This window comes from Methylomarinum vadi, from assembly GCF_000733935.1.
Lineage (GTDB): Bacteria > Pseudomonadota > Gammaproteobacteria > Methylococcales > Methylomonadaceae > Methylomarinum > Methylomarinum vadi.
Genome location: NZ_JPON01000001.1, coordinates 535,537 through 548,687, shown reverse-complemented (window position 1 = coordinate 548,687; position 13,151 = coordinate 535,537). Strand labels below are relative to the sequence as shown.

At 50.7% G+C, this 13,151-nt stretch carries 13 protein-coding genes and 1 pseudogene; 10 read left to right on the top strand and 4 right to left on the bottom strand.

Annotation, left to right across the window (positions count from 1 at the left end):
* Positions 1 to 48: 48 nt before the first annotated feature.
* Complete coding sequence (locus EP25_RS0102795; protein WP_031432503.1) at positions 49 to 1,362, top strand: IS1380 family transposase; 1,314 nt, start codon at positions 49 to 51, stop codon at positions 1,360 to 1,362.
* 155 nt (positions 1,363 to 1,517) lie between these two features.
* On the opposite strand, the gene rsxC is transcribed toward EP25_RS0102795, so the two are convergent.
* From rsxC to rsxA, 3 genes and pseudogenes are all read right to left on the bottom strand, one after another.
* Positions 1,518 to 2,489, bottom strand: a complete 972-nt coding sequence (gene rsxC, locus EP25_RS0102790) for an electron transport complex subunit RsxC (RefSeq protein WP_084190935.1) — start codon at positions 2,487 to 2,489, stop codon at positions 1,518 to 1,520.
* Positions 2,486 to 3,037 carry an RnfABCDGE type electron transport complex subunit B gene (locus tag EP25_RS0102785; RefSeq protein WP_031432501.1) on the bottom strand — a complete coding sequence of 184 codons (552 nt, stop codon included), beginning with the start codon at positions 3,035 to 3,037 and terminating at the stop codon, positions 2,486 to 2,488. Before EP25_RS0102785 ends, rsxC begins: the two co-directional genes overlap by 4 nt.
* A gap of 12 nt (positions 3,038 to 3,049) precedes the next feature.
* Positions 3,050 to 3,627 (bottom strand): annotated as a pseudogene (rsxA, locus tag EP25_RS21655) (electron transport complex subunit RsxA).
* 413 nt (positions 3,628 to 4,040) lie between these two features.
* Here rsxA and nifL point away from each other — a divergent pair.
* The 9 genes from nifL (at position 4,041) to EP25_RS0102730 (ending at position 12,672) form a co-directional block, all read left to right on the top strand.
* Entirely contained in the window at positions 4,041 to 5,684 is a 1,644-nt protein-coding gene (nifL, locus tag EP25_RS0102775) for a nitrogen fixation negative regulator NifL (protein WP_031432500.1), read from the top strand.
* Positions 5,681 to 7,207 carry a nif-specific transcriptional activator NifA gene (gene nifA / locus EP25_RS0102770; protein WP_031432499.1) on the top strand — a complete coding sequence of 509 codons (1,527 nt, stop codon included), beginning with the start codon at positions 5,681 to 5,683 and terminating at the stop codon, positions 7,205 to 7,207. Before nifL ends, nifA begins: the two co-directional genes overlap by 4 nt.
* Positions 7,208 to 7,924: 717 nt before the next feature.
* A complete protein-coding gene (gene nifB / locus EP25_RS0102760) occupies positions 7,925 to 9,415 on the top strand; it encodes a nitrogenase cofactor biosynthesis protein NifB (protein ID WP_031432498.1) in 1,491 nt (496 codons plus the stop codon).
* Positions 9,416 to 9,425: 10 nt separating this feature from the next.
* Entirely contained in the window at positions 9,426 to 9,704 is a 279-nt protein-coding gene (locus tag EP25_RS0102755; RefSeq protein WP_031432497.1) for a 4Fe-4S binding protein, read from the top strand.
* Positions 9,705 to 9,718: 14 nt separating this feature from the next.
* Positions 9,719 to 10,138 carry an ArsC/Spx/MgsR family protein gene (locus EP25_RS0102750; protein WP_031432496.1) on the top strand — a complete coding sequence of 140 codons (420 nt, stop codon included), beginning with the start codon at positions 9,719 to 9,721 and terminating at the stop codon, positions 10,136 to 10,138.
* Positions 10,131 to 11,405, top strand: a complete 1,275-nt coding sequence (locus EP25_RS0102745; RefSeq protein ID WP_031432495.1) for an FprA family A-type flavoprotein — start codon at positions 10,131 to 10,133, stop codon at positions 11,403 to 11,405. The genes EP25_RS0102750 and EP25_RS0102745 overlap by 8 nt, the downstream gene beginning before the upstream one ends.
* Positions 11,406 to 11,430: 25 nt before the next feature.
* Positions 11,431 to 11,718, top strand: coding sequence for a 2Fe-2S iron-sulfur cluster-binding protein (locus EP25_RS0102740; RefSeq protein WP_031432494.1), 288 nt, complete (start codon positions 11,431 to 11,433; stop codon positions 11,716 to 11,718).
* Between the two features lie 22 nt (positions 11,719 to 11,740).
* A complete protein-coding gene (locus tag EP25_RS0102735; protein ID WP_031432493.1) occupies positions 11,741 to 12,088 on the top strand; it encodes a 2Fe-2S iron-sulfur cluster-binding protein in 348 nt (115 codons plus the stop codon).
* A gap of 2 nt (positions 12,089 to 12,090) precedes the next feature.
* The gene (locus tag EP25_RS0102730; RefSeq protein WP_031432492.1) at positions 12,091 to 12,672 is read left to right on the top strand and encodes a nitrogen fixation protein NifQ; all 582 of its coding nucleotides are present in this window, start codon (positions 12,091 to 12,093) and stop codon (positions 12,670 to 12,672) included.
* A 64-nt stretch (positions 12,673 to 12,736) separates the two neighbouring features.
* Here the strand turns inward: EP25_RS0102730 and EP25_RS0102725 are convergent, their stop codons facing one another.
* Positions 12,737 to 13,126, bottom strand: coding sequence for a hypothetical protein (locus EP25_RS0102725; protein ID WP_031432491.1), 390 nt, complete (start codon positions 13,124 to 13,126; stop codon positions 12,737 to 12,739).
* Positions 13,127 to 13,151 lie beyond the last annotated feature (25 nt).

The window sequence follows — 13,151 nt, the reverse complement described above, 5'->3', positions numbered from 1 at the left end:
TTTGATAAAATTCAGTTACTTAGATTGAATTTAACCAACAACTTGCCCATGACAAATTGTACTCCAGCTCAGATAGAATTTCCTCCCTTAAAACGCCGTAAAATAGACGCCCAATTCAGTGGTGGAGCGATCACCAGTGATGGCGGTGTGCTGTTGTTAAGAGCGATTGACCAGCAATTAGGATTAACCGAACGGATAGCGGCGCAGATTCCTGACGCCAGAGCCCCTGACCGCGTGCAACACTCTGTGATCAACCTGCTCCGTCAACGGGTTTATGGCTTGGCGTGTGGGTATGAGGATTTGAATGATCATGACACGCTCAGAAATGATATCGCCTTTCAGACGGCGGTGGAAAAGGATCAGACATTGGGCAGCCGATCCACCTTGTGCCGGTTTGAGCAGCAGGCGGATCGCGCCTTGATGTGGCGCGTTCATGAGGAACTGGTGGCGCAGTTTATCGCTTCGTATGAGACACCGCCGAAATCGTTGGTCCTGGACTTCGACGCCACCGACGATCCGGTTCATGGCGAACAGGACGGACGTTTTTTTCATGGCTACTATCGGCACTATTGTTTCCTGCCGTTGTATGTCTTTTGCGGCCATCATTGCTTGGTCAGTTATCTACGTCCCAGCAATATTGATGGCGCCAAGCACAGCTGGGCGATTCTGGCGTTGCTGGTCAGGCGCTTGCGTCAGGCTTGGCCGGACGTTGACATCACGTTTCGCGGCGATGGCGGTTTTTGTCGCCATAAGATGCTGAGTTGGTGCGAGCGGCATCGCGTTCACTATATTGTCGGGTTGGCCAAAAATAAACGCTTAACGCGCTTAAGCCAACCCTGGATTGAACAAGCCCGGCAACAGTTCCAAAGCGAACAGCAGAAACAGCGTCTCTTTACCGATTTCCACTATAAAGCCGGCACCTGGAAACGCCGACGCCGTGTCATTCTTAAGGCCGAACACATGAGCCAAGGGAGTAATCCCCGCTATGTCGTCACCAATCTGGACGGCGATGCACAAACACTCTATGAAACCGTTTACTGTGCGCGAGGCGACATGGAAAACCGGATTAAAGAGCAACAATTGGATCTGTTTGCCGACCGCACCAGTTGCAGCCTGTGGTGGCCGAATCAGTTTCGTTTGCTGTTATCCACCTTGGCCTATACCCTGATCCAGGCGATTCGCCGAATCGCCCTCAACAACACCGAACTAGCGACAGCCACTTGCGCCACCATTCGCCTGAAATTGTTTAAAATCGGTGCCGTCATCATTCGTAACACCCGTCGTATTCGACTGCTGTTCAGCAGTCAGTATCCGTTTCAATCCCTGTTTAAATCCGTTTGTCAGCGCCTGTGCCCTGATTAGTACAAACAGAGTGCTGTGCCCGGCACGCTGATAAACAATGGGGTAAGGGGAAGTTGCGCCTGAAAAACGGAAATCAATGCTTAATTCCCTTTTTGACCGCTCAATTTCTCCTTACGATCGCATGTTTTAAAACAAACGAGGGTTTCGATAGGGTTTCAAGGGACTGATGAAATATCCGGGCTAATCAAAGTACCGATAGGCACCTCGATATTCATCGGCCACGTCACCGCGCCGCCGGAAACGGTAACGATTCGGCTAAGCAATGGTTCGCCATCCCTTATCGCTTTATGAATGGCGTAGGCCGTCGCGACGTTATGCATCAGCACGCCGACATCGGTCGCTCGAGATCCAGCCGGCACTTCCCTGCCCGTCAAATAACGGATCAATTGCCTATCCCAGCCCATCGGGTAACGGGTCGGCACTTTAACCACCTTGATATTGGCGAACGGCAAAGCGGCCCGTTGCATCCGTTTGATCGCATCGGGTTTGTTGTCTTCGATGCCAACAATCGCTTGCGGCGTTGCCATGCCGTGCAGCATGATGCGGATGCCATCGATGATGGCTTCGGCGCGTTCCTGCATCAAGCGGTCGTCGCAGGTCAAATAGGGCTCGCATTCGCCGCCGTTGATCAATAAGGTATGAATGCGGTTCTTACGCCCCAGATTGAGTTTGACGGCTGCGGGAAAGGTCGCCCCGCCCATGCCGACGACACCCGCGGCGGCGACTCTGACCGATACTTCTTCCGGGTCCCTGGAAAATGGATCGGAGACCGGGCTTAACGGTGTCCATTCGTCCTTGCCGTCCGTTTCTATGACGATTGTGCGTATCGGCAGTGCCGACGGATGCGGCGCCGGATAAAGGTGGATGTCGCCGACGATGCCGGAACTGGGCGCATGAACCGGCGCTGAAATCAGGCCCTGACTATGCGCCAGTAACTGCCCTTTCAACACCCGTTCGCCCACTTTGACCACCGGCTCGGCCGCCTTGCCGACATGCTGTTGCAATGGAATATAGAGTTTTTTAGCGAGCGGCAAATCGGTCACTATCGGCAATTGCGACGTGTTACTTTTACGTTCCTCGGCATGGACGCCGCCGCGTACGCGCATTATCCGTTTTAAATTAATCATGCGGACGCTCCAACTATCGCAGTATCGGGTTTATGCCAGCGCCAATTTTTCAAGGTGACTTCAACCGGATGCATTTGCAAACATTCTGTCGGACACACATCGACGCATTTACGACAGGCGATACAGGCATCGGCCACGACGGCATGGATCTGTTTCGGCGCGCCGACGATGGCATCGGTAGGACAAACCTTGAAGCAGCGGGTGCAACCGGTACACGTATCCTCGCTGACTCTCGCCACCTGGAGTTCCGGTTCCTCAACCGCGCTTAAATCGATCTCGACACCGAGAATTCTGGCGATTTGTTCCGCCAAGGTGGTACCCCCCGGCGGACAGAGCGTGACTGGCGCATCACCCGCCACCAATGCTTCAGCTGCAGGGCGGCAGCCGGGATAGCCGCATTGTCCGCATTGCGAACCGGGCATCAAAGCTTCCAGTTCATCGACGACAGGACTGCTTTCCACTTTCAGATAACGGGCCGCGACGGCTAACAACAAGCCCAAACAAAACCCTAAGGAAGTCAAACTGACAATGGCGGAAATTACATACATGGTCATCGCTCTCTATTTGTAAAGACCGGCAAACCCCATGAAAGCCAGGGACAGAATACCGGCGGTGATAAAGGCAATCGGTGTGCCGGCAAATGTTTCAGGCACGGTCATCAAGGCCAGGCGCTCGCGCAGGCCGGCGAACATCACCATGACCAGAGTAAACCCCAGAGCCGCCCCGAAACCGAAAAACAAACTTTCGGCAAAACTGTATTGTTCTTGGATATTCAATAAGGCAACCCCTAATACCGCGGGTTGGTCGTGATCAGGGGTAAGAAAATACCCAAGACCTGATACAGCACCGGACTGGTCTTATGAATCACCATTTCGGTAAATTGCACCACTGCGGCAATCACCAAAATGAAACCCAGGATGCGGAGAAAACCGATCTGCAGGGGCAGCAAAATCCAATGCTCCAGCAACCAACTAGCTGCGGCGGCCAGCGTCAGCACAAAAGTCGTGGCCAGCCCCATCCCCAAGGCGGTATCCAGCTTGTTGGAAACCCCCATGAACGGACATAAGCCGAGAAATTTCACCAGCACCACGTTATTGACCAGCGCGGTTCCTAAAATAAGTAGTAAATAGTCGGTCACGGTATACAACCTAGCGTTGTGGACTCTGCATAACTGTCAGCATCAACCATGCCAAATAACGATTACTGCGCATCTTCCACTATTTCAGTGCATTCCCGTACCATTTGTGTGCGAATTGCTGTCGCAAAAAACACATCACTCTCCATCAAGACGAATCGTTTGTCGTAAATGCGACAATTGCGTTTCCCTCACCCTGCTTGCCGCCTTGCCTGCCAGGGCATTTTTTCTTTGAGCATAAGAAATTCCTCAGCCAAAAAACCTTGGCCTTATATTTGCTAATCTTTTTACACATAATTTCTACCGTTATTCCATTACATGACTAGGCGATTCGCATTCCTATACACAAGCCCGCTATACGGGCAATCCATCAGGCATATTTATGCCGTCTCAGGGCATAAGAGGTTTAAAGGCTAATGGAAAAAACAACACTAAAATATCTACAAATGCATACGGACATCGAAAAGGTCATCAATCAATTAAACCCTGCCTTGCTCGATCGGGAACAAGGAAAATTTATCGATATTTTGAACGGCAAACGCAGGGAATTACTGCCGGCCTGGTTGTTCGTCGAAGCGGTCGAACAGGCGCCGGTGGCGATTTCCATTACCGATAAAAAAGCCAATATTCTGTACGCCAACCAGGCATTCAGCGACGTCACCGGTTACAGTATTGCCGAGATCATCGGCAAAAACGAATCGATGCTGTCCTATAAGGCCACTCCGCGACATGTCTATTACGATCTCTGGCACAATATCAGTAGAAATAAGACTTGGTACGGCCGACTGATCAACCGGCATAAAAATGGCGACCCATACCTGGCCGACCTGACCGTGGCGCCAATGCAGGACTCGTTGAAAAACATCACCCATTACCTGGGCATGCACCGCGATATCAGCGACAAGTTTCGGGTGGAAAAAAAACTGCAAAACCAAAAGTTACTGATCGAGTCGGTCATCAATGCTTCGTCGGTTGCGATGGTGGTGCTGGATCAAAACGACCAAGTGGTGCTGGATAATCTGCAATATAAAACCCTGTTCAGCGATCTGGATCATGCGGAACCGATCCGTTTGTTTCTGGAAATATTGTCCAGCGAATTAGGCGATATTCGTACCTACCTGGCGCAAAATCCGGCTGGTTTCAATAACTATGAAGTGCGCATCGACAGTGCCGCGAAACATCATCCGTTATGGTTTGCCTGTTCAGCGAAAATCTTTCAGGAAAAAAATGCCGAAGCTACCGGTTTTTTTGAAGAGTCGAGTGAAAATTATGTCTTGTTGAGTATTTCCAACATTACCAAACAACGTCAGCATCAGGAGGAAATTTATCTGCAATCGCTCAAGGCCATGCTGGCCGAAGAGGAACAAATCCGCAGCATTCGCGAAACCTTGTTGGGCACCATTCATCAAGTGAGCCAGCCATTGAATCAAATTCAGGCCGCCATTCATTTGATGCAACAAAAAAAGCAGCAAGGCGCGCTACTCGATTTGCTGAAGCAACTGGAAGACAGTTGTCAGCAAACGGTATCGACCTTGAATCACTGCATCCCCGAAATCGCCCCGACAGCGATTACCTCGATCAATCTGAACCACATTCTGCAGGAAGTCATGAAACTGAGTAACAAAAAGTTTCTTAGCAACGGCATTGTCGTGGATTGGGCGCCCAGCCCGACTTTGCCCAATATACTGGGCGCGGAAAATAAACTGCGAATGATGTTCAAGCAATTGATCGACAATGCCATCACCGCGCTCAATCAAGGCCATCAACCGGATCGAAATATTATGATTGCGACGAAATTGCACAATGACCGGGTCATCGTAAGTATCAGCGATACCGGTCCAGGCATCCCGAAACAGCAGCATAGTAAAGTCTTTCAACCCTTCTTTACCACGCAAAAAATGGGAGGCGTCCAGGCCGGTATGGGTTTGGTCATGGCGAAGGAAATCGCGCATCAATTCAACGGTACGATCGAAATAGATTCCGAATATCAGGATGGATGCCGCTTCATCGTCGGTTTCCCGATGATTAACGAAAATGACTACGATAGGTTTGATGAATGATCCATTGCAATGAATTAGTCGAGTCGGAACTGGAGACTTTATATCAAGTCAGCAAGTCGCTTAATACGAATACCGACTTACATAATAAACTCAACAACATACTGGAAATCTTGCACCGTCGTTTACGCATGTATTCCGGAATGATTGCCTTGCGTAGCCACGAAGACGACAGTTTAAGTGTATGCGAGGTGTATGGTGATGAGATCGATAAATCGGTTCGTTACAACCCCGGAGAAGGCTTGGTCGGAACCATCTTGGACGCGGGCAGCACTATCGTCGTCGAACGCTTGGCCGACGAGCCCCGTTTCATTAGCCGGCTCGGCCTGTACGATCCGAAGCTGCCCTTTATCGGCGCCCCGATTTTGATGGGTAGCAGTGAAATTGTCGGAGTATTGACCACGCAACCGCACAATAGGGAATTTCTCGGTGAAAAAGCCCGCTTTCTGGAAATGGTCGCCAATCTAATCGCGCAAAGCGTCAAGAACCTGCGCGCGATGGAGAAAAAACAACAGGAACTGCTGCATGAACGCGACAGTTTGAAACAAGCGCTAGTCAAAAACTACCGCTTCGAAAATATCATCGGTCACTCGGAGCCCATGTTGAAAGTGTTCGACATTATCCGTCAGGTCGCGAAATGGAACACCACCGTGTTGATACGCGGTGAATCAGGAACCGGTAAAGAGGTCGTCGCCAACGCCATTCATTACAATTCCAGCTGCAGCAACGGCCCGTTTCTGAAGCTCAACTGCGCCGCCCTGCCCGACAACCTGTTGGAATCGGAATTGTTCGGTCATGAAAAAGGCGCTTTCAGCGGCGCCATCGGCCAACGCAAAGGCCGCTTTGAACTGGCCGATAACGGCACCATTTTTCTAGACGAAATCGGCGAAATCTCCGCCTCGTTTCAGTCCAAATTGCTGAGGGTATTGCAGGAAGGCGAATTCGAGCGGGTCGGGGGCAGCAAGACCTTGAGCGTCAATGTTCGCGTCATCGCCGCCACCAACCGCAATCTGGAAGAAGATGTCGCCGAAGGCCGCTTCCGCGAGGATCTTTATTACCGCCTGAACGTGATGCCGATTTTCATGCCGCCGTTACGCGAACGTCTTGGCGATATTCCCGAACTGGCGAATTTCTTACTAAAGCGACTGTCCCGGCAGCAAGGCGGCCGACTGCTGGAAATCAAGGAAAGCGCCCTGCGCATTCTCATGAAATACAGTTGGCCCGGCAATGTTCGGGAACTGGAAAACCGATTGGAGCGCGCCGCCATCATGAGTAACGATGGAATTATCGATCGCGACGTCATCATCAATACAGGCTTGGAGGAAGAAATTGGTATTTTGCCCGCCCCTCAGCCATCGATCAAAATCGATCTTCACGACGAAAACCTGGATGAGCGTGAAAAAGTCATCGCCGCCTTGGAACAAAGCGGCTGGGTCCAGGCCAAAGCCGCCCGTCTGCTGAATATGACGCCCAGGCAAATCGCTTACCGCATCCAAACCCTGAATATAAATCTCAAACAAATTTAGCCTAATGCAAGCTAGTTCATCGAATCTTCCGCCATCGCCTTCAGCCTGCTAGATGAACTTTACCGCGACCAACACAAATACCAGAAGAAATTGTAAGAATAATATTTTCAACCAATCTTTTAAGTCTTTACGAAAATCTTGTTTGTGCATCATTCACTCCATATTTTAATGTCAGATCAATACCGTTCCTCACCATGACGGTAAGAAACAGCCTCTCTATCCCTCCAGGTAAAAACCAATACAACATGGTTGAAAGTTTTTCCGCGACTCAGCTACTCCGCTTCATAGCTGTTAACGCCTTCATTGGGCGTCATTTATTATTCCTGTAGGCTTGCCGGATTCCCGGCGAATTTAATCCGAGCCCCCTCGTCAGGCCTGTCCTGAAAACGATGAATAGCAAGGATTATTCGATGTTGTCAATTCTTTAATGCAATGTTCAGGCCAAATTATCTAGTAAATAACATTAGTCTCTATAATATCCTATTAGTTCCCATGTAACGTAAAAAAATTGAACTTTTTAAGGTGATCATTCAGAGTCGTAATCTCTATTTTTGTATTTATCCTCACAAAAGCCGACAAGCAGATTGTTACTTTTCTAACATTCCCTTTCTCTGTAAAAAATTTAATTATCCATTATTTCAATAACTTATAAAAAACACAAAGATTGGCACAAGGCATGCTTAATACCTCGGCAAACACATTTACGAGGTATGACTCATGGAACTGCCAATACTCAATGACCAACCGACAACTAAAGGCGGTTGCTCGGCCGGCTCTTGCGGCTCGACCGACGATCAACTGAGCCATTTAACCGACGATATTCGGGAAAAAGTGCAAAACCACCCCTGCTATTCGGAAGATGCCCATCATTATTTCGCCCGCATGGATGTGGCGGTCGCACCGGCTTGCAATATTCAGTGCCATTATTGCAACCGCAAATACGATTGCGCCAACGAATCAAGGCCCGGTGTCGTTTCCGAACTGCTGACTCCCGAACAAGCGGTCAAGAAGACCATGGCGGTCGCCGCCAACATTCCGCAAATGACCGTATTGGGTATCGCCGGGCCCGGCGACCCGTTAGCCAATCCGGAACGCACCTTCGCCACTTTCAGGGCACTGAGCGAGCAAGCCCCCGACATCAAACTCTGCGTCTCGACTAACGGACTAGCTTTGCCGCAGTCGGTCGAGGAGCTGTCCCAGCACAATATCGACCATGTCACCATTACGATCAATTGTGTCGATCCGGAGATCGGCGCCAAGATCTATCCCTGGGTGTTCTGGAACAATCGCCGCATCAAGGGAAAGAAAGGCGCGAAAATCCTGATCGAACAACAGCAAAAAGGTCTGGAAATGCTGGTAGCCAAAGGGATCTTGGTCAAAGTCAATTCGGTTATGATTCCCGGCATCAATGACAAACATCTATCCGAAGTCAGCAGGATTGTCAAGGAAAAAGGTGCGTTTTTGCACAATGTCATGCCGCTGATCGCCGAGGCCGAACACGGTACTTTCTATGGCGTCATGGGGCAACGGGGGCCGACGGCGGCGGAATTACAGGAATTGCAGGATCAATGCGCCGGCGATATGAACATGATGCGGCATTGCCGTCAGTGCCGCGCCGATGCGGTCGGGTTATTGGGCGAAGACCGCGGCGATGAGTTCACGATGGACAAAATCGAGGAAATGGAAATCGATTATCAAGCGGCGATGGAAAAACGTAAGGTCATCCATGATGCGATCGCCTTGGAAATGGATGAGAAACGCGTCGCTAAAACCCAAATCGCTCAAGAACGGCAAACGCTGCCCAAGCTTTCCACTCGCCCGGTACTGATGGCAGTCGCGACCGGCGGACAAGGCGTCATGAACGTCCACTTCGGCCATGCCAAGGAATTTCTGATCTACGAGGCATCTCCCGACGGCGTGCGCTTCATCAGTCACCGTAAAACCGATTTGTACTGCAGCGGCGATAGCACTTGCGGCGAGGCGGAAACAGCCCTGCAACGCAATATCCGCACCCTGGAAGGCTGCGAAGTCGTGCTTTGTTCGAAAATCGGCTACGAACCTTGGGAACAGTTGGAAGCGGCCGGCATTCAACCGAACGGCGAACATGCCATGGAAAGCATCAAGGAAGCGGTCATGGCGGTTTATAGAGAACTAGCCGAATCCGGCAAGCTAGAAGAAACCGACGAACAGCAACGGGTCAACGCCTAGGGAGGTCGAGATGGCTTTAAAGATTATCGAGTCTTGCGTCAATTGCTATGCTTGCGAACCGCTGTGCCCCAGCAACGCGATTTACGAAGCGAAACCGCATTTTCTGATCGACAGTAAAAAATGCAGCGAATGCGAGGGGGATCATGCCGATCCGCAATGCGCGAGCATTTGTCCGATCGAAGGCGCCATTCTCGACGCCTTCGGCGTGCCGATCAACCCGCCAGGCTCCCTGACCGGAATTCCACCGGAAAAAATGGCCGAGGCGATGGCCGAACTGCAGGCTCATTAAGCGGGTTGACAAGCATGGCGCAAATCATCTTCTATGAAAAACCGGGCTGTATCAATAATCGGCGCCAAAAACAATTGTTGCGGCAATCCGGTCATACGGTGGTCGCGAAAAATCTGCTCGCCGAAGATTGGTCTGTCGAACCAGAGCGATTACGCGAGTTTTTCGCCGGATCTCCGGTTTCCGCCTGGTTCAACCGCGGCGCGCCTTCGATCAAACAAGGACTTGTCAACCCCGACACGTTGGAAGACGATCAGGCCATCGGCTTGATGCTGACCGATCCCCTGCTGATCCGGCGACCCTTGATGCAAGTCGGTCAAACAAAAATGGCCGGTTTCGATGAGGAAAAAATCTGCGCCTGGATCGGATTAGACGAACCGGAAAAGGATTTGAAGATTTGTCCCAAAACCCGAAAAGCGGAAAGCTGTCATGGTTGATTCCGATAACAATGCTCCGGCCGCCGTCGCCCTATCCGAACGGGTCTATTGGATTGGCGCCTTCGACCCCGATTTACGCAGCTTCGATATTATTTTGAAAACCGCGAACGGCACCAGCTACAACGCCTATCTGGTCCGCGGCAGCGAAGGCGTGGCCATCATCGATACGGTCAAGGAAGGGTTTGCCGGGGATTTCTTCGCCCGCTTGGAAACGGTTGCCGACTATGCCGAGATTAAAGTCATTGTCCTCAATCATCTGGAACCGGACCATACCGGAGCCTTGCCGGAACTTATGCGGCGCGCGCCTCAGGCGCAATTGTTCATTTCGCAGAAAGCCCAAACCATGCTGAAGGCGCTGTTGAAGCGCGATAAGCTGAATTTTACTCCGGTACTGACCGGAGACAAAGTATCGTTAGGCGACCGTAGTCTGGAATTTCTGCATACCCCCTATCTTCATTGGCCGGATACCCAATGCACCTATGTGCCGGAAGAAAAAACCTTGTTTTCCGGCGATGTCTTCGGCTGTCATTTCTGCGATACCCGGTTATTCAACGATGAGGCGGGCGATTTCAGGTTTTCCTTCGAATATTACTATGCCCATATCATGCGGCCGTTCAAGGACTATGTGATTCGTGCATTGGAACTGATCGAGCCCTTGCAGCTCGATCTCATCGCCCCCACCCATGGCCCCATTTTGCGCGACCGGCCGAAGCGTTACGTTCGGCGTTACCGGGAAATGTCGCAACCTTCGCTAAGCACCGACAAACAGGCCAAGGCAAGAACCCTGTTGATTTTTTATATCAGTTCGTACGGCAATACCCGGCGCATGGCCGAAGCGATCTATGCCGGCGTCATGAGTGTGGCTGGCGTCCGGGTTTCCCTTTACGACCTGGAAGGCGGCGAAGTGTCGCCTTTCGTCGATTTGATCGAAGATGCCGACGGTTTGTTATTCGGCACCCCAACCATCAATGGCGATGCCGTAAAACCGGTCTGGGACTTGTTGTCGTCACTGACCGTAGTCAACCTGAAAAACAAACTGGGCGGCGTATTCGGCTCATATGGCTGGAGCGGCGAAGCGGTCAGATTGGTGGAAGACCGTTTGCGCGGGCTCAAGCTGCGGGTTCCTATTCAGGGTCTACGCGTGAAATTGATTCCGACCGAGGAAGAACTAGAACAATGCCACCGTTTCGGTCGCGAGTTGGCGCAAGAATTATTGGGTTTACGCGAGGCAAGAGTCATCGATTTCGCTGAACTTACCTCATCCTAGTGGTTACTGAAATTGGAGAAAAATCATGGCAAAAGCAAATGTCACGTTTGAAGATATAAACATCACCGTGTCGGTGCCGGCCGGCACCCGCGTCATCGAGGTTTCCGAAAAAGTCGGCGCCGGCATCACTTATGGCTGCCGCGAAGGCGATTGCGGTACCTGCATCATGAAAGTCACCGACGGTTGGCAGCATCTGACCGAACCGTCCGTGCTGGAAGATAAAGTATTGCGGGAAAATATGGCCGGCAAACACAACCGGCTGGCCTGCCAGGCTCAAATACTGGGCGGCAATATTTCCGTCAAACCCGCTTGATTATTAACGATTTAGGTAAAACATGGCAACAGTGACATTCACGAGCCCGGAATACCGGGATAAAACGGTCTATGCGGTGGCCGGCAGCCACACACAGACTATCTTAAAATTGGCTCAGGAAAACAAAATCCCGATCCAGTTCGAATGCGAGGACGGCGAATGCGGCACCTGCCTGGTCAAAATTACCAGTTTGGACAATAAAGAACGCATGGGCGGCCCGTTGACCGAAAAGGAGAAAAAAATATTGCAGGAGATGGGCAAGCTAAGCCGCGAAGAAATGGAGCAAATGATCGTAGACGACTTACCCAGTCTCTGGCGACTGGCATGTCAGGTGATCGTGCGCGACGAAGATATTCGCGTCGAGTATTAACCATGAACGCCGCGCTGCAGTCATTGTCATTCGACCGGGAACAGCTATATTGTTCGCTGTTGCGCGAAACCAGCGATAATCCGAACAGGCATTGGCTGGCGCAAATTCTCGCCAGTTGGTTGAGCGGACATAGCGTGTTGCCCGATTACCTGGGGCTGGAGCCGGCGCAATTTACTTCGTTAATAGAGAATTGGTTTGCTCATATCGATATTCCCACGAAAGCGGCCTCCGGCATCGAACTGGACTTCAATCGCATGCTGGAAAAGGAAGATCTCATCCGACTGCTAAGGAAATTCAGCCGAAGGCAAGACATGGAAAACGAATGGATCATCGGCCTGATCGTGTCGGCCTGCCTGGGCAGCGACCATCTATGGCAGGACCTAGGCTTATGGCGACGCGCCGAATTATCGGCGCTTCTGGCCTATAACTTCCCTGTGTTGGCCGAACGCAACCATAAAGATATGAAGTGGAAAAAGTTTCTTTACAAACAATTGTGCGAAGCCGAGGGCCTGTACCTGTGCCGCGCCCCTTCCTGCGAGGTTTGTAACGACTATACCCACTGCTTTGGACCGGAGGAAGATTGACAGTCTCTGTTTAGGATGTTACCAGCAGGCACTTCCCTGTCCGAAATTACGTTATTTTCAGAGGCTATTCTTTTGCGATGTAGTTTATGACTTGGTCTCTTAATATTTTTTTCGCATTATCAATTTCCAGACCTTTGGCTTTCAGATAGAGAAGCCTTCGTTCAACGATGAGTAATGGTGCCCGAGCTCTTTCGGGATCTATTTGCATCAATGAGTCGAATTGACGCAAATGTTTGGTCATGGACTTGATAATCGGCTGGGATTCGGCGTATTCCAATCGTTTATCGGCATTATCTTCCTTCAGCACCTTTAGCAAGGCTTCTGTGATAAAAGGTGGTTTTTCAGATGGGTTTTCCGGAAACTCATTGGGAGAAAACATCAAGAAAAGTACCAAGGCGCTTATCGCTATTGCCACAATGATAATTTCGATTTTGTATTTGAGCTTACTAAACATGGTTATACGTCATGATTTTAGGAGT

Bases quoted from the DNA above. Each gene is read 5' to 3' on its own strand.
- EP25_RS0102795 (WP_031432503.1), top strand. From the start codon at position 49: ATGACAAATTGTACTCCAGCTCAGATAGAATTTCCTCCCTTAAAACGC.
- rsxC (WP_084190935.1), bottom strand. From the start codon at position 2,489: ATGATTAATTTAAAACGGATAATGCGCGTACGCGGCGGCGTCCATGCC.
- EP25_RS0102785 (WP_031432501.1), bottom strand. From the start codon at position 3,037: ATGTATGTAATTTCCGCCATTGTCAGTTTGACTTCCTTAGGGTTTTGT.
- nifL (WP_031432500.1), top strand. From the start codon at position 4,041: ATGGAAAAAACAACACTAAAATATCTACAAATGCATACGGACATCGAA.
- nifA (WP_031432499.1), top strand. From the start codon at position 5,681: ATGATCCATTGCAATGAATTAGTCGAGTCGGAACTGGAGACTTTATAT.
- nifB (WP_031432498.1), top strand. From the start codon at position 7,925: ATGGAACTGCCAATACTCAATGACCAACCGACAACTAAAGGCGGTTGC.
- EP25_RS0102755 (WP_031432497.1), top strand. From the start codon at position 9,426: ATGGCTTTAAAGATTATCGAGTCTTGCGTCAATTGCTATGCTTGCGAA.
- EP25_RS0102750 (WP_031432496.1), top strand. From the start codon at position 9,719: ATGGCGCAAATCATCTTCTATGAAAAACCGGGCTGTATCAATAATCGG.
- EP25_RS0102745 (WP_031432495.1), top strand. From the start codon at position 10,131: ATGGTTGATTCCGATAACAATGCTCCGGCCGCCGTCGCCCTATCCGAA.
- EP25_RS0102740 (WP_031432494.1), top strand. From the start codon at position 11,431: ATGGCAAAAGCAAATGTCACGTTTGAAGATATAAACATCACCGTGTCG.
- EP25_RS0102735 (WP_031432493.1), top strand. From the start codon at position 11,741: ATGGCAACAGTGACATTCACGAGCCCGGAATACCGGGATAAAACGGTC.
- EP25_RS0102730 (WP_031432492.1), top strand. From the start codon at position 12,091: ATGAACGCCGCGCTGCAGTCATTGTCATTCGACCGGGAACAGCTATAT.
- EP25_RS0102725 (WP_031432491.1), bottom strand. From the start codon at position 13,126: ATGTTTAGTAAGCTCAAATACAAAATCGAAATTATCATTGTGGCAATA.